At 30.5% G+C, this 22,259-nt stretch carries 22 protein-coding genes; 11 read left to right on the plus strand and 11 right to left on the minus strand.

All coding sequences use genetic code 11. The annotated features are described in order from the left end of the window. Window positions 1–3: 3 nt before the first annotated feature. The 5 genes from ACTTAX_RS07375 to purE all read right to left on the minus strand — a co-directional run bounded on the left by ACTTAX_RS07375 (window position 4) and on the right by purE (window position 3,224). On the minus strand, window positions 4–750 hold the full coding sequence (locus ACTTAX_RS07375; RefSeq protein ID WP_440693992.1) for an aspartate/glutamate racemase family protein: 747 nt from the start codon (window positions 748–750) through the stop codon (window positions 4–6). 135 nt (window positions 751–885) lie between these two features. Then, the gene (locus ACTTAX_RS07380) at window positions 886–1,092 is read right to left on the minus strand and encodes a cold-shock protein (RefSeq protein WP_075506166.1); all 207 of its coding nucleotides are present in this window, start codon (window positions 1,090–1,092) and stop codon (window positions 886–888) included. 122 nt (window positions 1,093–1,214) lie between these two features. Then, window positions 1,215–1,682: a GNAT family N-acetyltransferase gene (locus ACTTAX_RS07385; protein WP_440693993.1), complete on the minus strand. Its 468-nt coding sequence runs from the start codon at window positions 1,680–1,682 to the stop codon at window positions 1,215–1,217. A 1-nt stretch (window position 1,683) separates the two neighbouring features. Next, a complete protein-coding gene (locus ACTTAX_RS07390) occupies window positions 1,684–2,730 on the minus strand; it encodes a 5-(carboxyamino)imidazole ribonucleotide synthase (RefSeq protein WP_440693994.1) in 1,047 nt (348 codons plus the stop codon). 2 nt (window positions 2,731–2,732) lie between these two features. Continuing rightward, complete coding sequence (gene purE, locus ACTTAX_RS07395) at window positions 2,733–3,224, minus strand: 5-(carboxyamino)imidazole ribonucleotide mutase (protein WP_440693995.1); 492 nt, start codon at window positions 3,222–3,224, stop codon at window positions 2,733–2,735. Window positions 3,225–3,315: 91 nt separating this feature from the next. Between purE and ACTTAX_RS07400 the strand changes: the two genes are divergently transcribed. Genes ACTTAX_RS07400 through ACTTAX_RS07415 form a run of 4 tightly spaced genes read left to right on the plus strand, consistent with a single transcriptional unit; the run spans window position 3,316 to window position 6,719 of the window. Continuing rightward, window positions 3,316–4,281 (plus strand): membrane dipeptidase, encoded by a 966-nt coding sequence (locus tag ACTTAX_RS07400; protein ID WP_440693996.1) that lies wholly within the window; start codon window positions 3,316–3,318, stop codon window positions 4,279–4,281. 3 nt (window positions 4,282–4,284) lie between these two features. Then, window positions 4,285–5,946, plus strand: a complete 1,662-nt coding sequence (locus tag ACTTAX_RS07405) for a hypothetical protein (protein ID WP_440693997.1) — start codon at window positions 4,285–4,287, stop codon at window positions 5,944–5,946. Then, a complete protein-coding gene (locus ACTTAX_RS07410) occupies window positions 5,915–6,559 on the plus strand; it encodes a DUF3726 domain-containing protein (protein WP_440693998.1) in 645 nt (214 codons plus the stop codon). Before ACTTAX_RS07405 ends, ACTTAX_RS07410 begins: the two co-directional genes overlap by 32 nt. Further along, entirely contained in the window at window positions 6,552–6,719 is a 168-nt protein-coding gene (locus ACTTAX_RS07415) for a hypothetical protein (RefSeq protein ID WP_440647563.1), read from the plus strand. Before ACTTAX_RS07410 ends, ACTTAX_RS07415 begins: the two co-directional genes overlap by 8 nt. Here the strand turns inward: ACTTAX_RS07415 and ACTTAX_RS07420 are convergent. From ACTTAX_RS07420 to ACTTAX_RS07440, 5 genes are all read right to left on the minus strand, one after another. Beyond that, the gene (locus tag ACTTAX_RS07420; RefSeq protein WP_440647564.1) at window positions 6,716–7,261 is read right to left on the minus strand and encodes a hypothetical protein; all 546 of its coding nucleotides are present in this window, start codon (window positions 7,259–7,261) and stop codon (window positions 6,716–6,718) included. The genes ACTTAX_RS07415 and ACTTAX_RS07420 overlap by 4 nt on opposite strands. Before the next feature lie 151 nt (window positions 7,262–7,412). Then, window positions 7,413–8,771 carry an aminomethyl transferase family protein gene (locus ACTTAX_RS07425; protein WP_440693999.1) on the minus strand — a complete coding sequence of 453 codons (1,359 nt, stop codon included), beginning with the start codon at window positions 8,769–8,771 and terminating at the stop codon, window positions 7,413–7,415. Beyond that, a complete protein-coding gene (locus tag ACTTAX_RS07430; RefSeq protein ID WP_440694000.1) occupies window positions 8,764–9,492 on the minus strand; it encodes a methylenetetrahydrofolate reductase in 729 nt (242 codons plus the stop codon). Before ACTTAX_RS07430 ends, ACTTAX_RS07425 begins: the two co-directional genes overlap by 8 nt. A gap of 57 nt (window positions 9,493–9,549) precedes the next feature. Continuing rightward, window positions 9,550–10,437, minus strand: coding sequence for an ABC transporter permease (locus ACTTAX_RS07435; protein ID WP_440678017.1), 888 nt, complete (start codon window positions 10,435–10,437; stop codon window positions 9,550–9,552). Between the two features lie 53 nt (window positions 10,438–10,490). Next, window positions 10,491–11,501, minus strand: a complete 1,011-nt coding sequence (locus ACTTAX_RS07440; protein ID WP_440694001.1) for a glycine betaine ABC transporter substrate-binding protein — start codon at window positions 11,499–11,501, stop codon at window positions 10,491–10,493. Between the two features lie 273 nt (window positions 11,502–11,774). Between ACTTAX_RS07440 and ACTTAX_RS07445 the strand changes: the two genes are divergently transcribed. From ACTTAX_RS07445 to ACTTAX_RS07475, 7 genes are all read left to right on the plus strand, one after another. Next, the gene (locus ACTTAX_RS07445; protein WP_440694002.1) at window positions 11,775–12,962 is read left to right on the plus strand and encodes an aromatic ring-hydroxylating oxygenase subunit alpha; all 1,188 of its coding nucleotides are present in this window, start codon (window positions 11,775–11,777) and stop codon (window positions 12,960–12,962) included. A gap of 11 nt (window positions 12,963–12,973) precedes the next feature. Beyond that, window positions 12,974–14,014, plus strand: a complete 1,041-nt coding sequence (locus ACTTAX_RS07450) for a homocysteine S-methyltransferase family protein (protein ID WP_440694003.1) — start codon at window positions 12,974–12,976, stop codon at window positions 14,012–14,014. Continuing rightward, a complete protein-coding gene (locus ACTTAX_RS07455) occupies window positions 14,014–16,419 on the plus strand; it encodes a GcvT family protein (RefSeq protein WP_440694004.1) in 2,406 nt (801 codons plus the stop codon). The genes ACTTAX_RS07450 and ACTTAX_RS07455 overlap by 1 nt, the downstream gene beginning before the upstream one ends. Next, window positions 16,419–17,054, plus strand: a complete 636-nt coding sequence (locus tag ACTTAX_RS07460; RefSeq protein WP_440694005.1) for a class I SAM-dependent DNA methyltransferase — start codon at window positions 16,419–16,421, stop codon at window positions 17,052–17,054. The genes ACTTAX_RS07455 and ACTTAX_RS07460 overlap by 1 nt, the downstream gene beginning before the upstream one ends. Further along, the gene (locus ACTTAX_RS07465; protein WP_440694006.1) at window positions 17,051–18,286 is read left to right on the plus strand and encodes a M24 family metallopeptidase; all 1,236 of its coding nucleotides are present in this window, start codon (window positions 17,051–17,053) and stop codon (window positions 18,284–18,286) included. The genes ACTTAX_RS07460 and ACTTAX_RS07465 overlap by 4 nt, the downstream gene beginning before the upstream one ends. A 101-nt stretch (window positions 18,287–18,387) precedes the next feature. Continuing rightward, window positions 18,388–20,151, plus strand: a complete 1,764-nt coding sequence (locus ACTTAX_RS07470; RefSeq protein WP_440694007.1) for an ABC transporter ATP-binding protein — start codon at window positions 18,388–18,390, stop codon at window positions 20,149–20,151. Window positions 20,152–20,206: 55 nt separating this feature from the next. Next, window positions 20,207–21,208 (plus strand): NAD-dependent epimerase/dehydratase family protein, encoded by a 1,002-nt coding sequence (locus ACTTAX_RS07475; RefSeq protein ID WP_440694008.1) that lies wholly within the window; start codon window positions 20,207–20,209, stop codon window positions 21,206–21,208. A gap of 22 nt (window positions 21,209–21,230) precedes the next feature. Here ACTTAX_RS07475 and ACTTAX_RS07480 read toward each other — a convergent pair whose 3' ends face one another. Further along, window positions 21,231–22,199, minus strand: a complete 969-nt coding sequence (locus ACTTAX_RS07480) for a sulfotransferase family protein (RefSeq protein ID WP_440694009.1) — start codon at window positions 22,197–22,199, stop codon at window positions 21,231–21,233. Window positions 22,200–22,259: the final 60 nt, after the last annotated feature.

Here is a 22,259-nt window from a genome sequence, read left to right on the forward strand (position 1 = left end):
TGTTTATCTTTTGTGTTTCTGCATTGCAGAGTGGGCAAGAATTAAATTTGGATCTAAAAATATTTTTGAAGATTTAATATTCTTAAATGACTTAAAGGCGAATATTGCAATTGGTAACTCAGTACAACCTAAAATTATTTTTTTACATTTCATTTTCAGTAAATATTTAATAGCTGGTTTAATAGCTTTTTCGGCAGCTCTAACATTACCCATTTTTACAAACTTGATTGCTTTATTTACTGAATTTTTTTGAAGATTTTGAGATGGATTAACCAATTGATAGCTCTGATCAAAAAATTTATTATACACTCCAGTTTTTAAAGTACCCTCAGTAGCCAATAAACCAACTTTTGAATTTTTTTTACAATTTTTTTTTGTAAATTTTAAAACTTCCTTTGGCATATTTATAATTGGAATATTTATTTTTTTTTGCAAATCATCAAACCAATAATGTGCTGTGTTACATGGGATAACAATAAATTTGCATTTATTTTTTTCTAATAACTTACAACCTTCAAGAAGACTTTTTAAAACTTTATTATATTTTGTTTTATTGGATTTATTTGTATTTAGATTTGATAAGTTTTTTGTTTGAGTGCCTATAGATTCTGGTCTTCCTGGAATATTTGATTTGTTATACAAAACAAACAAAGGATATTCTTGATCAATTTTACCTCTATTAAGTATTGCAAGCTTATTGCAAAAATCAAGACCAGCTTGAGTACCCATTCCACCTAAAATTCCGATCATAAATTTTTATTATTTTAAATACAACTTATATAATTAAATTTTTTGACTAAAAGTTGTTTTTTATAAGTTTGGTATTGGCTGAATAAAATTATTTATTGAAAAATAAAATTTTTTCAGCCAATAGGAAGTGTGAAATTATGCAGTTTTTAAGTTAACTGCTGAAGGACCTTTAGGACCATCTTCAACATCGAAAGTCAAAGCTTGACCCTCATCTAAACCGTTCATACCAGCATCTCTTACTGCTGAAACATGTACAAACACATCTTTTTCTTTGTCTTCTCTTTCAATAAAACCAAAACCTTTGGTTGGATTGAACCATTTTACTTTACCTGTTAGACTCATATTATTTCTTCTTACTTTTTGTTATATTAATTATTACTTAAATTTATAATTAAGTAATCTTGGCTTTCTTTAGATTTTAATGGGTTTTGTCAACAAAATAGAGAAGTTATTCAATCCTATTGTCAATCTGTAGCAATCAATTTAGTCAAATAAACAGAATTAACATCTTCTTTATAGTGAGCAAATGGTTCACAAGGCTCAAAACCACAAGATTTAAAGAGTTTTCTAGCTGGAATAAAAAATTCTCCAGCACCTGTCTCAATACTTAATTTTTTAATATCTAATTTTTTTGCCTCACTTATTAGATGATTAATAACTATAACACCATGTCCTTTTTTTCTAAAATTATCATGAATTCTGATTGATTTGAATTCTCCGTGACCTTTATCTAAAAATTTTAATGCACCACATCCCATTAGTTGATCGTTATTATATAAACTCCAGAATTTTATAGATGGAACTTTAAGACCTGGAATGTCTAAAACATGAGCACTTCCCTCTGGTGAGGCAGCTCTAAGTTCAACAAAATGCTTGGTTAAAAGCTTGTGAACTTCTGGATCATCAAAATTTCCTTCAATTGATTTTAACATTTTATTCTAGAATAGTGATATGACCCATTTTTCTTTTATTTTTAATTTCTTTTTTTAAATAATCAAAAAAGAATTCATTATCTTTAAGTTTTGGAGAATTTCTGTATTGAGATATTTGATCCCCTAGTAAATTTATCATTTTTGCATTTGATAATTTTTTTAAAGGTATTTGTTCAAGTCCACAAACAGCTCGAATGTGATTTTCAAATTGACTTACATTAAAAGCATTAATTGTTAAATGTCCAGAATTATGAACTCTTGGAGCAATTTCATTTACATAAAGATTATCATTTCTATCTATAAAGAATTCTACACATAGAGTACCAACATATTTAAGTTCCTCAGCAATAAGAATTGCCCAATCTTTAGACTGATTAAATATTTTTTCATTTATATCTGCTGGTATCTTTGAATGTTTTAAGATCTGATCTTCGTGGGTATTTTCTATAGGTTCATAAATTTCAAATTTATTCTTACCAAACCTAGTTATAATTACCGATATCTCTTTTTTAAGCTTAACTAACTTTTCTAAAATGTATCCTTTTGATAAATCTAATTTAAGATTTCTTAATTCTTCTATTGATGATACAGGATGTTGTCCTTTCCCATCGTAGCCCAATGTAGTAGTTTTTATTATTCCTGGTAAAAAATCCTCAAGTACACCAAATTCAGACTCATTTTCAACAGAGACGTATCTAGTTGTTCTTATATTTAATTTATTAACAAAATCTTTTTCTGCTAACCTATGTTGAATTAATCTATTAACTGAGGGTTTTGGTAAAACTGGTTTGAACTTGTTGATATCATTTAATGTTTCATATGGTATGTTTTCGAATTCATAAGTTACGATATCAACTTTGTTTACAAATTCATTTATTTTTTCTTTATCGTCGTATTTTGCGCCAATAAATTCATCACAAAAATTTTGAGCTGGAGCTTCTAAATCATCACAAAAGATTATTATCTTTATCCCTATTTTTTTTGCAGCAATTGCAAGCATACTTCCTAATTGGCCGCCCCCAATAATCCCAAGAGTAATATTAGACATTTTTATTTTGGAGCTCTTTTAACAGATTTACTTTGCTTTGATCTCCAACTTTTTAACTTATTTTTGATCGATGAATTATTAATAGCCATTATTTCAGCTGCAAGTAATGCAGCATTAATAGCGCCATCCTCTCCAATTGCTAAAGTACCGACAGGAATCCCTTTTGGCATTTGAGCAATTGAAAGCAAACTATCTAAACCTTTTAATTTTTTACTTTCAATCGGCACACCCAAAACTGGAATTTGAGTTAATGCAGAAATCATTCCCGGCAAATGTGCTGATCCACCAGCTCCAGCAATAATTACCCCGATATTGTTTTTTTCTGCCTTTAATGCAAAATCGTACATTCTCTTTGGGGTACGATGAGCAGAAACAATTTTAGTTTCAAACGAGACACCTAATTGTTTAAGAGTTTTTTTTGCTAATTTCATAGTTTTGTAGTCTGATTGACTACCCATAACTATTGAAACTTTTTTGTTAGTATTTTTTTTCATGAAAATGACTTTATTGTTTATTTCAAAATTAATCAAAAATTTCAATAAAATTAATAGTATTTCAATTTAGATTGATTAATCTTATTTCGTTATGAATTTTAAAATCGATAATTTGCAATATTGCAATTGGTCTAGAAAAATTTTTGAAACAAACAGAGCTGCAGGTTTAGATGCAGTTCATGTAACTATAGTTTATCATGAAGATTATGATGAGCTACTAATAGAATTAAATAAGTGGGAAAAAATTTTTGAAGCAAATTCTGATCTTATATTTCTAGGGAAAGATTTTAGAGATATTGAAAAAGCAAAGCTTGAAAATAAAACTGCAATATTTTTTGGTTTTCAAAATTGTTCACCAATTGAGGATGACATAGGTTTGGTTGAAAAAGTCCATGAACTTGGATGTCGATTTATGCAACTAACTTACAACAATCAATCTCTTCTTGCTACCGGTTGTTATGAAAAAATTGATAGTGGAGTGACTAATTTTGGAAGAGAGGCAATAAAAGAAATGAATAGGGTAGGTATCGTTGTTGATATGTCTCATTCTGCAGAAAAAAGTACAATGGATGCAATTGAAATAAGTGAAAAACCAATTGCGATTACACATGCAAACCCTTCTTTTTGGCATGCTGCAAAAAGAAACAAGTCTTCAGATTTGCTTAAGATGCTCAGTGATAGTGGAGGAATGTTAGGTTTATCTTTATATCCACATCACTTGAAAGAAAATACTAATTGTACTCTTGATAGTTTTTGTGAAATGGTGGCAAAGACTGCAGAAATTATGGGAGCAAGTAAAATTGGTATAGGGTCAGATCTTTGTCTTGATCAACCCGACAGCGTAGTTGAGTGGATGAGAAATGGTACTTGGACCAAAACTAAAAATTACGGAGAAGGATCAAAAAATAAACCAGGCTTTCCAAAACAACCTGATTGGTTTGAAGACACAAGAGGATTTACAAATATAGAAAAAGGTCTCAAAAAGATTGGATTTTCAGATGATGAGACACATGGAATACTAGGAAATAATTGGTACAATTTTTATAAATCAATTTAAGTTATGCAAGTAGAACTAAGAGATCCAAATACTATTATGAAATTATCTCGTTTGGGATCTTTTCATCAATCGAAACTATCTTTTTTAAGAAGCTTTTTGAATGAATTTAAAGACTGGGAATATAAACAAGATTTGTTTAATTTAGATGAAAATGGTTATGGTGAGGCAGTTTATTCATTTAAAAAAGACAAAAGAGTTTATTCATTAGTTTGTTTTGCAAATCATATAGAAGATGAAGAAAGATCAGACAGGGTTATAGCTACTAAGTGGGATGCAGCTTTTACACTTCATGATGGTGTACCAGGAAAAAAAGATATTGAAAGATTAAAAAATGAAGTTCCCAAACAAGAAGTTGGAAGACTTTCTTATAAAGAACTTACATTATCAAGAGCGAATAAATCTGTACGTTTATTTAATCATGTAACAGAGAGTTTAAGTCAAGGATTGCAACCAGATTTGAATTTATTATCAAAAGTTGGTTATTTATACAGAACTACAGCTGTTTATGGATCTGGTAAATTTGGTTTAGCAGATAGGTTTAGAATAAAAAATCGTGAGGAAATTAACGGACCATTTAGATTAGAAATGATGCTGGTTTATCTTGTAAGACAGTTCACTTTTGACCAAGTAAATCATGTTGCTTATCATAAGAACCCAAAAAAAGCAGTCAAACTAGACGAGCAAATCTCTAAAAATCTAGGTATTGGAAATTCTACTGGATTAGGAATGGCACCTTTTATTGTTAATCATCCAACACTTTTAAATAACTGGATCTTAAGTAGAGAAATAGCTTTAAAAAAAATTAGAGAAATTAAAGATGTAAATAAAAATGATAGTGAACTTTTTATTGATTGTGTAAAAAAATCACTAACAAATATCACAAGCTGGAACACTGATAGTGAATATCAAAAAAATAAAATTAATAATCTACTGAAAGATGTTCAAAAATTTTTAAAATTTATTGAGAATGATTTTGATTTTACAAGGGAATATCCTTTTAATAGTATTTATGAGTGGCTAGAGAAACAAACGTGTGAAGAATGTATTGAGTATGTAGTGTCGATTATGATGGAGCCATATAGTGAAATAACTGAACCTTTAGTAAAAGAAATGAGCTCTGATGAAGAAAAATATTTTAATATACCAGCTCATCGAACTGTTGAAGATTTAAGAAATATAATTGAGAAAAAATATCCAAATATTTTAGAAATTAATTTTGAAAAAAAAGAAAATAATCAAAATTTTTGGTTTATATCAAAAAATAAAGAAGAGCCAAGATTAGCTGATAGATTTGAAGAACATGGTTCAGAATTAGAACAACCTTTAGCTATAGCGAGAGACATAAAAAAACTTTATGAAATATTATTGGTTTCTAAAAATAGTCAAAGTGTATCTGACTTTTTAATAAAAAACTCTGATTTAAGACATGTTATTAGAAGAGTTTTCATAGTTGAAAAATTCCCTTATTCAGAAATTCAAGATAATACAATTGGTAAAAACATAATGCCTATTGATATGTTGAGATTGAAGCTATCTTTCTTTGGAGCTTTAAAATTTGACCCAAGATCTGACAAGTGGTTGAGAATTTGTATGTTTCAAGGAGCGCCCTTACCTCATGAATTAAAAAATTACGATGAGCAGTGGGTTTATAAAACTAGCATTTAACATGAAATCATTAAGTGAAATTGAAACTACTGTTAAAAGAGCAACTAAAGCTAGTGGATATTCATGGGGAGTTGCTGAAGAAACAGCAAAGTGCGTAAGACTATTAGAATCCTTTGGTCTTCCAGGTGTAAAGCACATAAATAAATATTTTTCTGAAAGAAAAGAAAATAGTTTTCAAAATTTAAATCTAATATTAGAAAAAAATCAAACTTCAGAAAAATCTTATTGTCCAATAATCCTCGGAGTTAGTTTTTTAGATCAATCAAAATCTTTAGAATTCTTGAAAAAAATAGAACTAAATAACGTTGCTTACCCTTCAATATTTTTAGCTTTTGTAAGTAGAGCATCAGAAATTATTGGTAAAAAAATTCATCTAAATCTTGATAAAAAAGAAATTATTTTAAATTTGAATTTAAATATCTATTCTAATATTGCTAATAACGAATTTCCGACTGTTGCAAATCATTTAGAAATCAGTTTTCTGGAAAATATTGATAACTTTTCAGAGGAAGAGTGGAAGAATTTGTACAAATTATCAGAAGATACTTTTGTTGAAGAATCCGAGAGTTTAAAACAAGGTGGGGCAGGTGCAGGCCTAACAGATAATGACTGATAATTTTGATGAAATTAAGGATCAAGAATACAGTGAAGATTTAAATAATATTTGTGATGAATGTAAAGAAGAGGATGAGAGTGTATCTCAAAATTTAATCTTAACTGGTTTTAAAATTTGTAAATCTTGTAGAGTTTCAAAAACTATTTTTCCAATCTAGCTAATCTGATTAGTTGGAAGCATGTTCATTCTACTCATTACGAAAGTAATTGATAGAAAAGCTATTATTAAAAAAGATAATAAGACTATACCAAAAGATTTAAAGTTAGATTTTAAATTTAAAATTTCTTTTGTTGAAATGATCAAACCTGCAAAAATCCAAAATTGAGTAAGAAAAATTATAGGTATCATTAAATCTGGAGTTACTGCAAAAAATCTTAATAAACCAGGAGCATGAGCAAAACCAACTGCGGTTAGAACTTTTTTAAATGATACTTTAGTTTGTTTATCTGGAAAAAGTTTAACACCTATTACAAAAATGAAAATTGCCCATATTAACCAAGTAACTATTGCTGTTAGACCTGACATTCCTATTGCAGTTTTAATTACAGTGTTAGCCGCTACTGCACCAGCAACTCCATCTAAAATCATTATTAAGCCTGCAAAATATATGGAAGCTTCACCAAAATTTTTGTTATCAGAATAAAGCGTCTTATCTAATTTTATTGATTTGAAAACGATATTTAAAAATTCACCAAACATTAATTTTTATCTTTTTTATTTCTTTGAGCTTTGTAAGAAACGATTAATGGAAATACTATTAAAGCAATCGCAATAATAATGCAAACTGCGATTAGAAACCCTTTTGTCATTGAATTTTGGGGGAGTTTAAATCACTCCCCCTAAAATAAATTTAGCCTTCTACAACTTCTCTTGTATTTGCGTTGAAAGACTCTTTGAATGGAATATCCACTACAACAGCATCAACAGGCGTGCCCGGAGTTTCTGAATATTCTGCAGGTAAATGAACTTTAAATTTAGTTCCTACTTTTCCTTTTGGAAAACCATTAGCATTTAATGTTCCATCGAAAGGAACATATCCCATTGCAATGTTCGTTTTCTTTTCAGGATGCCACCATGGTGATGTTAAAAATCCTACTGGATCTCCACCACTTTCAGGAGAAACTAACCAAAAGTCAGGGGCATAATTATCAATAGGTTTACCACCTAATTCCATACCAACTAGTTGAAGCTTGTATGGTTTTTTACCTGCTTTCAATTCTTCTTTCATCTTTTCTAGTGCAGCCTTACCAACATAATCAGCAGTTTTGTTCCATTCTCCTTTTCCAGACAAAGAAACTTGATAACCTAAATTACATTGGAACGGATTGTGTTGTTGATCCATGTCTTGTCCCCATGAAAGAATTCCTGCTTGAATTCTTCTGTGGTGAGCAGGAGCAATGACCATCAAGCTGTGTTTTTTTCCAGCTTCAAGTACAGCATTCCACATATCCTCAGCATATAAAGTAGAGTTTCTTAGGTAAATTTCATAACCAGCTTCTCCTGAGAAACCAGATTGTGAAATTACAACATCTCTTCCCCCAACTTTTGCTTCAGCCAGACCATAGAAAGGCATGTTATCAAAATCTACTTGATCTCCACATAAATCTTTCATTAATGCTTTTGATTTAGGACCTTGAATTTGAACTGGGCTCACATCAATTTCTTCAATTTTACAATCAAATCTTCCATCTGCATTTACACCTTGAAGATATAAACCAATATCAGAGTCTGATAATGAAAACCAAAATTCATCTTCAGAAATTCTTAAAAGAATTGGATCATTTAAAACTCCACCATAAGCATTACATAGAATTACATATCTTGCTCTCATTGGTGAAATTTTAGTTGCATCTCTAGTGATCACATAATCAGTAAATTTTTCTGCATCTGGACCTTTAACTCTTATTTGTCTTTCAACAGCAACGTTCCACATTGTTACATGGTTTACGATAGCATCGTATTCAACCATAGCTCCACCATCTTCAGGTTTTACATAACCTCTTGGGTGATAAATACGATTGTATACAGTTGCTCTCCAACAACCTGCCTGCATTGATAAATGCCAATAAGGTGATTTTCTTACCCTTGTTGAAATTAACATTTCAACTTTTGTTGGCCCACTTTGTCTTAAGTTGTATGGTACTTCTCTGTCTGACTGATCAACAGAAGTAACATGTTTTAATTTAGTATAGTCAAATTCATTAGACATAACTATTCTCCCTCAACCACTTGTTAGTTTCCTTCAAGCCGCCGAATGTATAAATGTGGAAGTTATCAGTGTGCGATTTAACTTTCCCAATTAAATCATTAGGGTCTTTAGGTTTCAATAAATCTAACGCCTTACTAAAATTAGATTTAAGAAAGTTTAAGGAATTTTTTGCCCCAACAATATTAGCAAATTTAATTAAGCTAGATATTTTTAAAGGCCCAGTGATTCCAACATGCACTGGTACGCTTTGTTTAGAAATAAAATCAATGATAGGCTGAGGATCTAATAACCATTGAGTTACTATATAATCAGCGTAAGGCTTTTTATCTATCATTGCTTTTTCTAAATCTGTGTCGGATATATCAGGACTCCCTTCAGGATGTCCAGCTATTCCTATTTTCATTTTTTCAAAATAACCTGTTTCTAAAAGTTGAAATGAACTATCAAATTTTCCAAGGGGCTCTCTTCCTCCTCCAATAATTAGTGCTTGCTTCACTCCTCCATCTTTGCATCTTGTAACATAATCTTTAAGCTCATTTTCATTATGCATTGACCTTGCTGGAAAATGTGGAACTGGATTAAATCCTTTTTTTACAAGCTCTACTGCTTTGTCTGCAGTTTCTTTATAATCTCCTCCTGGGAGCATAGTGATATAGACATCACTTAATGAAGGTAAAGTTTCAAGATCTGTTTTTGGACTAATCTCCAAAGAAAAATTCATATTTCGGATCTTTATTGATTTTGAAATATGAGTCTAGAAAATTCGTTTGAGCCAAAGTTACTTCTTCAGCTGACCTCTATGCTTTTGAATTCTTTGTCCGTACTGCTGAGTGACCCTGTCGAAGATAATTGCTAAGGCAACAATTGCTAAACCATTCATCATTCCTAATGCCAAATATTGGTTAGAAATTGCTTGTAAAATAGGCACTCCAAGACCTTTTACACCTATCATAGATGCAATCACAACCATTGCTAAAGCCATCATGATCGTTTGGTTAATTCCAGCAAAAATTGTTGGAAGCGACAACGGAATTTGAACTGATTTAAGTTTCTGCATTGGAGTTGCTCCAAAAGCCTCACTCGCCTCTAAAGTTTCTTTATCTACTTCTCTGATCCCCAGATTTGTTAGTCTTACAATTGGAGGTAAAGCATAAATACAAACTGCTAAAAGCCCCGGAACTTTTCCTATACCGAGCAACATAATAATTGGAATTAAGTAAACAAAACTAGGTATAGTTTGCATCATATCTAATATTGGCAAAATTGCTTTTTCAGCTCTTTGTGACTTTGACATTAAAATTCCAATTGGAATTCCAACAACGATACAAACTAAAGTTGAAACTGATATGATAGCTACAGTAGCCATACAATTTTTCCACATTCCAAAATAGCCAATTATAACAAAACATACCACTGTACCTATAACAAGTTTAACACTTCTTGAACCAATCCATGCCAATAATGCAAAAACTGCAATAACAATTGGCCAAGGACTATTTACTAAAAGTTTTTCTAACCATATTAAAAAATATAATAGAGGATCAAAAAAACTCTCTATTCCATCTCCATATGCTCTTGAAAATTCCTTAAAACTAAAATCAATACCTTTTTTTAGCTCTCTTAAAGCTGTCCTATCCATTACTGGAATTTTAGTAAAGAAATCCATAAATTTTTTTTAAAATCGAACCCGTTTTTAAACGGGTTCGATAATTTTATTTATTAAAGTGCTTTTTTAATTTTTGCAGCAGCGTCACTTGAAACCCACTTAGACCAAACACCCTCTTGTGTTTTTAGGAATTCAATTGCAGCGTCAGCACCTTCTGCTTGGTTTTCACCCATCCAAACCAACATACCGTTCATCACTGGACCAGGATAAGTTCTTTTTTTGAAATAATCCATACCAGAACTTCCAGCTGTGTTTTTGAAGTTATCTGTTACGATAGTGAAAACTTCTGATTTAACCCATGAAGTTTTTTTAGGGTCAGCACACTCTTGTTCTGGTAAAACTATACAGTTGTCCCAGTTGTCTTTACCACCCCATTCACCCATGTCTACAGCTCTCATATCATATTTTCCGATTAAAGCTGTTGGTGACCAATAGTAACCAAACCAATTTTCTCCTCTTTCAGCAGCTTTAGCAATTGAACCATCAAGTCCTGCAGCAGAACCAGTTTCAACAATTGCCCAACCTTTTTCTTCCATGCCCCAGGCTCTAAAATGATTTCTGTTACTTAATTCACAGTTCCATCCAGGAGGGCAAATGTGGAAGCCACCTTTTGAAGGGTCCTCTGGGTGAGGAAATAGATCAGGTCTTTCTAAAATTGCAGCAGCAGTTGTTAGTTCAGGATGCTTTTCTAGAGTTGCAGGTAATACCCACCAACCTTCACCTAAACCAGTGATTGGAGCTTTGTTGATTGAATGCATTTTGCCTTCATCAACAGCTTTGTTCAAAGCAACTATTGCAGCATTAGCCCAAAATTCTGGAGCAACATCTGGCTCACCTTTTTCTTGCATAGACGTAAATGTAGGCATTGTTGCACCTGGCACCAATTCAACAGAACATCCATAACCTTCTTCTAATATAATTTTATCAACTTCAGCCATGAAGTTTGCTGAGGCCCAGTTCATATTAGCGATAGTTATATTTCCACAAGCAGCATTAGCCACACTTCCAAAAGAAGTAAGACCAAAAGCAACTGCTAGGGAAAGAAGTATTCTTTTAATTTTCATTATATCTCCCAATATTTGATTCATTTAAAAATTAAATTGAACATATTGAGAGAAATATTGCAAATTAAATTCAATTATAAGTTGAGGTCAAATTGTCTTTAAATATGTATTAAATTTAGTTATGTTTTTTAAATGAAATTTTCAGCAAATTTTTTTTTCAAAGAGTTTGTTTATATTTTAAATTGCAAAACAGTTTTTCAGCAAATCATTATTAGAGAGTCGTAATTTTTAAACCCTAAATTAATTTTTTAATTAATTAATTAAAGGAGGTTTATGAATTTAAATAAAAAATTATCAGACATCTTAGATCCTAAAAAAATAGAAGTTGTTAAAAATCCTATAGAAAAAGCTCATGGGTTACCTAATGAGTGTTATTTGAGTGATGATTATTTAGAATTTGAAAAAGAAAAAGTATTTAAAAATAATTGGACGATGGTTGGTGTTGCAAGCTCTGTTCCAAATCCTGGTGATGCAAAGCCTTTCAATCTTTTAGATATTCCAATATTAATAATTAGAAATAAAGAGAACGAAGTAAAAGTATTTCACAATGTTTGTAGTCACAGAGGTTTCAAATTAGTTGACCAAGAATGTAAATTAAAAAATGTAATAAGGTGCTCTTATCATTCATGGTCTTATGATTTTAATGGTAAACTAGCAGTTACTCCTCATATAGGCGGTCTAGGAAAACATGAAGTAGAAGGATTTGATAAAAATAATAGCAACCTACAAGAAATAAAATCAAAAGTTTGGATGGATTTAATTTTCATCAACATAAATTCTAACGCAAAACCATTTGAAGAATTTATTAAACCTTTAGAAGATAGATGGTCTAAGTTTATTTCTAAAAAAGATCAACAATTAATAAGACATGCTTCTGACAATGGTTACTTTAATATGACCGTAAATAGTAATTGGAAATTTGCTATAGAGAATTATTGCGAAAGCTATCATTTGCCCTGGATACATCCTGAATTAAATAGAGTTTCAAATATTTCAGATCATTATCATATAGAAGATGAAAATTTTAATTTTTCAGGACAAGGAAGTGATAAATATTCACAACAGTTCGATGGGAATATAAAATTTAAATGTTTTCCAAATTGGCCAGCAGAACTTTCTGAAAAGTCAGAATATGTATCATTATATCCAAATGTAATGTTGGGAATTCATATAGATCATTTTTATGCATTTTGGTTAGAACCAATTTCAAACAAGCAGACAAAAGAACACTTTGAATTATATTATATCGGAGATGAAAGTGCTTCGAGCGACGAGTTTAAAGGGATAAGAGAAAAAAATTTTGCATTTTGGCAAGAAGTTATGAATGAAGATGTAACTGCAATAGAAGGAATGCAAAAAGGGCGAAGTTCCCCAGCTTATAATGGTGGAAATTTTTCGCCTGTAATGGACACACCTACTTTGATGTTTCACAAATGGGTTGCAACAAATTTAACAAAATGAAAGGATAAATTATGAAAAAAGATTTAATTACAAGGTTAAATGAGGGTCCTATCATGTGTGCAGAAGGATACCTTTTTGCAATGGAAAGAAGAGGTTATCTTTCAGCAGGTCCATTTGTTCCTGAGGTTGTGTTAGAGCATCCTGAAGTAGTAACTCAATTACATCGAGAATTTATCAGAGCTGGGTCAGATGTTGTTCAGGCATTTACATATTATGGTCATAGAGAAAAGCTAAGAATAATTGGCAAAGAACATTTGTTAGAACCGATGCAAAAAGGTGCTCTTAAAATTGCAAAAGACGCTGCTGCTGAGTTTAAAGATTTAGATTTGATGGTTTGTGGAGATGTTGCAAACACAAATGTGTTTGATCCAGGGGATCCTAATACTCACAAACAATGTCAACAAATGTATGAAGAACAAGTTGCTTGGGCAAAAGAAGCTGGAGTTGATTTTGTTATTGCTGAAACAATTAGTTGGACTGATGAAATGAAAATTGCATTAAAAGCAATTAAGGACGCTGGACTAATTGCAGTTTGTAATTTTGCAATTCCAAGAGGTGATAAAACTAGAGAAGGACATAGCGCCGAAGATGCATGTAAGATGATGGAAGATCTAGGTGCTGATGTAGTTGGATTAAATTGTTACAGAGGACCAGAGATGACAATGAAACTTTTAAAAAAAGTTAGAGACAAAGTTTCTTGTCATGTATCAGGGCTTCCAGTTCCTTATAGAACTACTGAGGAAGAACCTGGTTTTTTAAATATTACTGATCATGGTTGCAATTGTATTCCTGGTGGAAATGCATTTCCAGTAGCTTTAGATAATTTATTTTGCAACAGATTTGAAATGGCAGAATTTGCAAAAGAGTGTGTTGAAAATAAAATAAATTTTATTGGTATATGTTGTGGTGCAGAAGCTCATCATGTCAGAGAAATGTCTGTTGCAATTGGTAAAAAACCAATTTCAATGAAATACATGCCTGATATGAGTAAACATTTTCATCATGGTACTGATAAATCTCTAAAAAAAGTAAATAAGGAAATTAAATATTAATGGAACAGCATGCCAAAGTTGTAATCATAGGTGGTGGTGTAGTTGGATGCTCTATTCTTTATCATTTATCAAAATTTGGATTAAAAGATTGTATTTTACTTGAGAGAAATGAACTAACCTCAGGTTCATCGTGGCATGCTGCTGGAAATGTTCATGTAATTTCTTCTGATCCTAATATTTCTCGGATGATGGCTTACACAATTGGTTTATATAAAGAGATTGAAAAAGAGTCTGGTCATTCAACAGGATTTAAACCTAGTGGAGGTTTTTATTTAGCATCAAATGAAGTTTGGGCTGACTATCTTAAGAGAGAAAGATCGAAAGCTAGATACATGGGGCTTGACCAAGAATTTATTTCTTTAGAAGAAGTAAAAAAGAAACATCCATTAATTGATCCGTCTAGATACTTGTTAGCTTTATGGGATCCTATTGATGGTGAAGTTGATCCATCAGGAGTTACTTATGCTTTTGCAAAAGCTGCAAAAGTACATGGTGGAAAATATTACACTCATACAGTTGTTAAAGACACGAAACAAAAAGAAGATGGAACCTGGGATGTCATTACCGATAAAGGAAACATTAATGCTGAAATAGTAATTAATGCAGGAGGACTTTGGGCAAGAGAAGTTGGTCAATTAGCAGGATTAAATCTTCCAGTTCAGCCAATGGAACATCATTATTTAATCACTGAACCTATTCCAGAAATTGAAGAAATGGGTGACCAAAGATTGCCTATTGGAACAGATTTTGAGGGAAATATTTATTTTAGACAAGAAGGAAAAGGGATGTTGCTTGGAACTTATGAGCCAAAATCAACTCCTTGGAAAGTAGAGGGAACTCCAATGAATTTTGGTCATGAGTTACTTGAGCCAAAGTTAGATAATATTGAAGATCGATTAGCAATTGGGTTTGAGAGAATGCCTGCCTTAGAGCGTGCAGGAATAAAAAATATAGTTAATGGACCTTTTACTTTTGGTCCAGATGGTAGTCCTTTGATTGGTCCAGTACCTGGAATGAAAAATTATTGGGTTGCAGTTGGTGTCATGGCTGGGTTTTGCCAAGGAGGTGGTGTTGGAAAATGTATTGCTGAATGGATTATTGATGGTGAACCTTCAATTGATGTTTGGGCAATGGATGTTGCTCGTTTTGGAGATTATGCATCACCACAATATGGAACAATAAAATCTTCAGAAAACTATGAACGAAGATTTATTATGACTTTTCCTAATGAAACTTTACCCAAAGGAAGAAAACAAAAAACAACAGCACTTTATGATCGTTTTGTAAACGAAGGAGCTGTCATGGGAGATAGTTTTGGATTAGAAAATGTTTTGTGGTTTGCAAATAATAAAGAAGACGCTCATGAAGAGCCTACTATTAAAAGATCTAGATCGCATGATTATGTTTCAAAGGAAGTTATTAATGTAAGAGAGAATGTTGGCTTGATTGAAGTTGCAAATTTTTCAAAACATGAGTTCAAAGGACCTGATGCTAGAAAATTTTTAGATCATATCATGGCTGGGAGACTTCCTAAACCTGGAAGAATATCTTTATCACCAATGTTATCTTATAGGGGGAAATTGTGTGGAGATTTAACAGTTGCTTGCTTAGATGAAAATGAATTTATGGTATTTGGTTCTGGTGCTGCTCAAGAAATGCATAGACGTTGGTTTGAAAGTCACTTAGATAAATTTAATTTAAATTATAAAAATAGATCTGACGAGTTCCATGGGCTATCTATTGCAGGACCTAATTCAAGAAAGGTTTTAGAAAAAATTGTAAGAGATGATGTTTCAAATGAAAAATTTAAATTTAGAGACTCGAGAAGAATGTTTGTTGGTGGAGTTCCAGCAATAATAAATAGAATTTCATTTACCGGAGAGCTTGGTTATGAAATTTATGTAGCACCTCATTATCAATTAAAATTATATGAAGAATTAATGGAAGCTGGAAAAGAATTTAATATTAAACCTTTTGGTGGAAGAGCCCTAATGTCGATGAGATTAGAGAAAAACTGGGGAGCTTGGACATTAGATTATAGACCAGATTTTACAGCACAAGAGACAGGTTTAGATGCTTTTATTAATTGGGATAAAGAATTTATAGGTAAAGAGAGTGCGCAAAAAGAAAACTCTTCAAATAAACTTACACCTTTAATTGTTGAAACAAATGATATTGATGTAACCAATAACGAGGCAGTTATGAATGGAGATCAAAGTATCGGTTACGTAACCTCAGGTGGATTTGCTCATTTTGTAAATAAAAGTGTTGCTTTTACTTTTATTGATCAAAAAAAGATTGAAACTGATAATAAAATTCAAGTAGAGATAAACGGAGATTTATTTAATTGCTCAATAATTAAAGAACCACTTTACGATCCAAGTGGTCAAAAAATGAGAAGTTAATGTCTGATCAAGATAAAGACGTATCTAAAAATTTAAACATTTATAAATTAGACAAAACAGAAGACGTAATGAATTATTACGCAGATTGGGCTGAAAATAACAAATACAATAAAGACATGATTGATTGGAACTATACAGGTCCAAAAGAAACAGCCGCAGCTTTTAATAAACATCAGCAAAATAAAGATGCATTAATACTCGATGCGGGATGTGGTACTGGGTTAGTTGCTCAAGAATTAGAGAAATTTGGATTTAATAATTTTCATGGAATAGACTTGTCCCAAGATCTTTTAAATTCAGTTCCAAAAAACCTTTACAAAAAATTAAGTAAATTAGATTTAAACAAAGAAATTCCCGAAGCAGATAACACTTATGATAGTGTGTTATGTGTTGGTACCTTCACGTTTGGTCATGTCAAAAATAATGCTTTAGATGAATTTTTAAGAATTACCAAATCAGGTGGTTATATTGGTTTTACTATAAATGAGGGTATTTTTAAGAAATATAGTTTTGATACCAAAATAGATGAATTTAAAAACAAAGGATTGTGGGAGGAAAAAGATTTCTTTAAATCAGATTACATAGCTAGTAAAGATGTCAATGCATGGCTAGGAATTTATAAAGTTACAAAATGAGATTTAGTAGAAAAATAGCTCCAGAATTTAAACCTAAACAAAATTTTATTACCAAAAAAAGATTAAGAGAAGATGAAATTGATTTTGATAAATTAAGATCATACCGTTTAGATAGAGTTAGAAAAGAATTAGAAAAAAATAATTTAGAAGCCTGTATTTTATTTGATCCTGTGAATGTTCGATATGCACTAGATACTGTAAACATGAGTGTTTATAATATGCATAATTTAACAAGATATTGTTTTGTACCAGTTAACGGTCCAATAATACTTTATGAATATTTTAATTGTGAGAAATTATCGGAGCATTTAAATCTTATAGATGAGTTGAGACCTGCAATAACTTGGGATTATTTTAGTAACGGTGTTCAATCAGAAGCACAATTAAAAAAATGGGTTAATGAAGTTATAGATTTATCTAATTCATATTTTAAATCTAAAAAAATTGCCATTGATGTTTTAAATGGTCCTGCAGTTTCAGCATTAAATAAAGAAAACATTCAAGTGGTTGATGCTAAATTAATTTTAGAACAAGCAAGAGTAATTAAATCAGTTGATGAAATTAAGTGTATGCGATCAGCAGTAGATGTTGCGGAAATGGGTATTGTTAAAATGAGAGAACAATTAAAGCCTGGAATGACTGAGAATGAATTATGGTCAATTCTTCATCAAACAAATATAGAAAATTATGGTGAATGGATTGAATGTCGGTTGTTAGCTTCAGGAGAAAGAACAAATCCTTGGATGCAAGAATGTAGTAATAAAATTATCCAAGATAAAGAAGTTGTTTCTTTTGATACAGACATGGTAGGCCCTTATGGATATTGTGCAGATATATCTCGTGCATTTGTTGTTGGAAATAAATTTAACGATGAACAAAAAAAATTATATTCAATGGCAGTTGAACAAATAGATTATAATTCAAGACTGATTAAAGATGGATTATCTTTTAAAGAATTTACTGAAAAATCTTGGACTTTACCAGAGGAGTATTACCCAAATAGATATTCTGTAATGGTGCATGGAATAGGTTTGTGTGATGAGTGGCCTGCAATTAGATATCCAACAGATGGTGGAGAGCGAAGTGGAACCTTTCAAAAAAATATGACAATAACAGTTGAGAGTTATATTGGAAAAGTAGGCGGTAAAGAAGGTGTTAAACTAGAGCAACAATACTTAGTCGAGGAAAATGGACTTAGTTTAATGTCTAGCCATCAATTAGAGCATTTTTAAATAAATATTTTTTGATTTAAAATTTTTTTTAGCTAGTTCTAGCTTTTAATAATTTATTGATTAGGTTATTAGATAAAATTAAATAAAATACAAAAAATTTAATGGGAAATTTCAAAAAATTATTATCTCTAATTACTCCTCAGGAAAAAGTACGTGCAAGTTTTCTAATATTAATGATGATAATTATGGCATTATTAGACATGATTGGAGTTGCCTCAATATTACCTTTCATGGCAGTTTTGTCTGATTCTGACCTGATAAAAACAAATGTGTTCTTAAATAGTTTATACCAAACGTTAAGTTTCTTTGGTGTCGAAAAAAAACAAGATTTTATTTTTGCATTGGGGGTTATGGTATTTTTATCATTGATTTTATCTATAAGCTTTAAATGCTTAACCACATATGCTCAAATCAGATTTGTTCAAATGAGAGAGTATAGTATTGGAAAGCGTTTGGTGGAAGGTTATTTGCATCAACCTTACAGTTGGTTTCTATCACGTAACAGTTCTGATATTGGAAAAACTATTTTATCTGAAGTTCAACAAATTATTATAGGTGTAATTAGACCATTTTTAGAAATTATTTCCAAATGTATGGTAGCTATAGCCCTAATATCTTTAATAGTGATAGTTGATCCACAACTTGCATTAGTAGTAAGCCTTTCTCTTGCAGTAGTATATTTTTTTATTTTTTATATTTTTCGTAGATATGTTAATCAAATTGGAGAAAAAAGATTAATTAACAACCAATTACGTTTTAGAGCTGTTAATGAAGCGTTTGGAGCTTCAAAACTGATTAAAATATCTGGTTTGGAAAAATTTTACATAAAAAATTTTTCGATTTCTTCAAAAATTTATGCTCGATCTCAAGCTTATTCTCAGGTTATAGCATTAATGCCTAGATATTTTTTGGAGATTATTGCTTTTGGTGGTATTTTGTTAATTGTATTAAAATTTATAAATACATCCGAAAATCTAAATTCAATTATTCCAATATTAAGTCTCTATATTTTTACCGGTTATAGGTTAATGCCAGCTTTACAACAAATTTATGCTGCTTTTACTCAAATTAATTTTATGAGCACTTCATTAAATAAGTTACATGCCGAAATTAAAAATCTAAAATCAAATTCTTATAATGATAATAATAAAATTATGCCATTTAAAAAAAATATTATTTTAAAAGATATTAACTATACTTACCCAAATTCATCACAGAAAGTTTTAAAAAACATAAATATCAAAATTCCCGTAAAATCATTTGTTGGATTAGTTGGCACCACCGGCAGCGGCAAAACTACAATGGTGGATATAATTTTAGGACTATTAGAGCCTCAAAATGGTACTTTAGAAGTCGATAGTAAAACTATAAATCAGCAAAATTTGAGATCTTGGCAGCGGTCTATTGGTTACGTTCCTCAAGAAATATATCTTTCTGATAATAATATTGCTTCCAATATTGCCTTTGGGGTTGAGCCAAAAGATATCAAACACGATCTAATAGAAAAGTCTTCTAAAATTGCTAATTTGCATGAATTTGTAATGAATGAATTGCCTAATAAATATCAAACAATTGTAGGCGAGCGAGGAGTTAGATTGTCTGGGGGGCAACGTCAAAGAATAGGAATTGCTAGAGCTTTGTATCACGATCCTGAGATCCTAATTTTTGATGAGGCAACTAGTTCATTAGACACTCAAACAGAACAAGCAGTAATGGATGCAATAAATATTATGGAAAAAAGTAAAACTATTGTACTAATTGCTCATCGTTTAAATACAGTAAAAAATTGTGATATAATTTATAATCTCGAAAAAGGTGAGATAAAAAAACAAGGAACTTTTCAAGAACTTTATCAAAACCAGTAGGATTTAAAAAAGAATTTATAGTATTGTCATTTAACCTTATGATTAAATATTAGATATGAAAGCTTTAATTACGGGAACAGCAGGATTTATAGGATTTCATTTAGCCCAATTATTACTTAACTCTGGATTTAAGGTTCATGGTTATGATGGTATGACAAATTATTATGATGTAAATTTAAAACATTCTAGAAATAACATTTTATTAAAATATTCAAATTTTACTTCAACAGAGGGAATGTTGGAGGATAATTTAAAACTTAACGAAGTTACAAATAAATTTAAACCAGAATTTATTATACATTTAGCAGCACAAGCTGGAGTTAGATATAGTTTAGAAAATCCACGTGCTTACGTTAATTCAAATATAATAGGTACTTTTAATGTTATGGAGGTTGCAAAAAATAATAAAGTAAAACATTTGCTAATAGCCTCAACATCATCAGTTTATGGAGCAAATTCAAAAATGCCATTTACTGAAATAGATAAAACTGACACCCAGCTTACAATTTATGCTGCAACAAAAAAAGCAAATGAAAATATGGCTCATTCATACTCACACTTGTGGAAAATTCCAACTACTATGTTTCGTTTTTTTACTGTTTATGGCCCATGGGGAAGACCAGATATGGCATTGTTTAAATTTGTTCACGCTATAATCAATGATAAACCTATTGATATTTATAATAATGGAGAAATGTATAGAGATTTTACGTATGTTGACGACTTGGTTGAGGGTATCAGATTATTAATAAACAAAATACCTTCGAATGAAAAAAATATTTCTCAGATTGATAGTCTTTCCCCAGTTGCACCGTTTAGAGTTGTAAATATCGGCAATTCAAATAAAATTAAACTATTAGATTTCATTAAAGTTATTGAAGAAAATATTGGAAAAAAATCTATAAGAAATTATATGCCTATCCAAAAAGGCGATGTTCCTTCAACATGGGCGGACTCTAAACTGTTAAACCAGCTTACTAATTATAGCCCCAAAACAAATTATATTCATGGGGTTGATAAGTTTATAAAATGGTATCGAGAATACTACAATGTTTAGTAATTATTTCTCTTAAAAACATTTAATATGTATTTTTAAAGAAATACTTTGAATTAAGTTTTTCGTAAAATTTACTATAATATTTCTCTGACTCATCCAATTTATATTTTAATTTATAGCCCCAAATATTCATTGCATCATGCAGAAAGTATTCAATTACACAACACTCTTCTTTTGAAATTCTTTTACTCCAATTTTTTACATTAGATTTATCTATATTATATATTTTTTTATTAAAATTATTTCCCAGGTAAGGTTCACCAAATATTGTTGGATTAATAAGATTGTTTGTAAATTCAATATCTAAAAACCTACATAATTTCCTCATAGTTTCTTTGGGCTTTAAAGTGAGATCTTCATATTTAATGTTCGTAAATGATTTATTTTTCTCATTAAGTTTTGCTGAAATCAAATCTTGTCTAGCTCTAAAAATAGTGCTTGTAAGAGATGAAATGTTATCCTCGCCAAATTTTTCGTAATATTTTTTTAATCCAGACTTAATTGAGGCAAAATTATCTCTAGGATCCCTTATGATGTTAACCATTTTAAATTTTGGAAAAAAATTTTTGAATTCATGAAAAAAAATAGATTGAGATGTCTCTTTTACAATTAAGGGTCCATTTGATATTTTTTTATTCAATTTAGACCATTCGCTAATAATAGTATTAAAAACCTCGTACTTTGATAGCAAATTAATATTTAACAGAGATTTTTTTAAACATCTTATCGATTTAGCAATATTCAAGCTATTATAATTATTATTATACTTTTTAAATTTTATTAAATTGGAATAGATTTTTACTATTCTATTGATAAGTTCTTTTTTATTATTTTTATATTTGTCTGTATAGTATGGGAAATAACTGTAAAAAAAAGTAAAGTCATCAGGGTATAAATTTATATGAGGATGGTCATCAAATAAACGATGCAATAAAGATGTCCCAGATTTACGATGTCCAGTAAGAAATATAATTTTATTAAATTTAAACATACAATAATTTTCTTATAACAATGTTTAATTATTAATCAGAATTTATTTAATTAATGTATC

Origin of the sequence: Candidatus Pelagibacter sp. HIMB1695, assembly GCF_052047655.1 — a bacterium.
GTDB lineage: Bacteria > Pseudomonadota > Alphaproteobacteria > Pelagibacterales > Pelagibacteraceae > Pelagibacter.

Coding starts and splice junctions, on each gene's coding strand:
- ACTTAX_RS07415 (WP_440647563.1), top strand. CDS start 6,552: ATGACTGATAATTTTGATGAAATTAAGGATCAAGAATACAGTGAAGAT.
- ACTTAX_RS07405 (WP_440693997.1), top strand. CDS start 4,285: ATGCAAGTAGAACTAAGAGATCCAAATACTATTATGAAATTATCTCGT.
- ACTTAX_RS07375 (WP_440693992.1), bottom strand. CDS start 750: ATGATCGGAATTTTAGGTGGAATGGGTACTCAAGCTGGTCTTGATTTT.
- ACTTAX_RS07435 (WP_440678017.1), bottom strand. CDS start 10,437: ATGGATTTCTTTACTAAAATTCCAGTAATGGATAGGACAGCTTTAAGA.
- ACTTAX_RS07425 (WP_440693999.1), bottom strand. CDS start 8,771: ATGTCTAATGAATTTGACTATACTAAATTAAAACATGTTACTTCTGTT.
- ACTTAX_RS07455 (WP_440694004.1), top strand. CDS start 14,014: ATGGAACAGCATGCCAAAGTTGTAATCATAGGTGGTGGTGTAGTTGGA.
- purE (WP_440693995.1), bottom strand. CDS start 3,224: ATGAAAAAAAATACTAACAAAAAAGTTTCAATAGTTATGGGTAGTCAA.
- ACTTAX_RS07385 (WP_440693993.1), bottom strand. CDS start 1,682: ATGTTAAAATCAATTGAAGGAAATTTTGATGATCCAGAAGTTCACAAG.
- ACTTAX_RS07465 (WP_440694006.1), top strand. CDS start 17,051: ATGAGATTTAGTAGAAAAATAGCTCCAGAATTTAAACCTAAACAAAAT.
- ACTTAX_RS07410 (WP_440693998.1), top strand. CDS start 5,915: ATGAGCAGTGGGTTTATAAAACTAGCATTTAACATGAAATCATTAAGT.
- ACTTAX_RS07445 (WP_440694002.1), top strand. CDS start 11,775: ATGAATTTAAATAAAAAATTATCAGACATCTTAGATCCTAAAAAAATA.
- ACTTAX_RS07390 (WP_440693994.1), bottom strand. CDS start 2,730: ATGTCTAATATTACTCTTGGGATTATTGGGGGCGGCCAATTAGGAAGT.
- ACTTAX_RS07450 (WP_440694003.1), top strand. CDS start 12,974: ATGAAAAAAGATTTAATTACAAGGTTAAATGAGGGTCCTATCATGTGT.
- ACTTAX_RS07420 (WP_440647564.1), bottom strand. CDS start 7,261: ATGTTTGGTGAATTTTTAAATATCGTTTTCAAATCAATAAAATTAGAT.
- ACTTAX_RS07400 (WP_440693996.1), top strand. CDS start 3,316: ATGAATTTTAAAATCGATAATTTGCAATATTGCAATTGGTCTAGAAAA.
- ACTTAX_RS07470 (WP_440694007.1), top strand. CDS start 18,388: ATGGGAAATTTCAAAAAATTATTATCTCTAATTACTCCTCAGGAAAAA.
- ACTTAX_RS07380 (WP_075506166.1), bottom strand. CDS start 1,092: ATGAGTCTAACAGGTAAAGTAAAATGGTTCAATCCAACCAAAGGTTTT.
- ACTTAX_RS07430 (WP_440694000.1), bottom strand. CDS start 9,492: ATGAATTTTTCTTTGGAGATTAGTCCAAAAACAGATCTTGAAACTTTA.
- ACTTAX_RS07460 (WP_440694005.1), top strand. CDS start 16,419: ATGTCTGATCAAGATAAAGACGTATCTAAAAATTTAAACATTTATAAA.
- ACTTAX_RS07475 (WP_440694008.1), top strand. CDS start 20,207: ATGAAAGCTTTAATTACGGGAACAGCAGGATTTATAGGATTTCATTTA.
- ACTTAX_RS07480 (WP_440694009.1), bottom strand. CDS start 22,199: ATGTTTAAATTTAATAAAATTATATTTCTTACTGGACATCGTAAATCT.
- ACTTAX_RS07440 (WP_440694001.1), bottom strand. CDS start 11,501: ATGAAAATTAAAAGAATACTTCTTTCCCTAGCAGTTGCTTTTGGTCTT.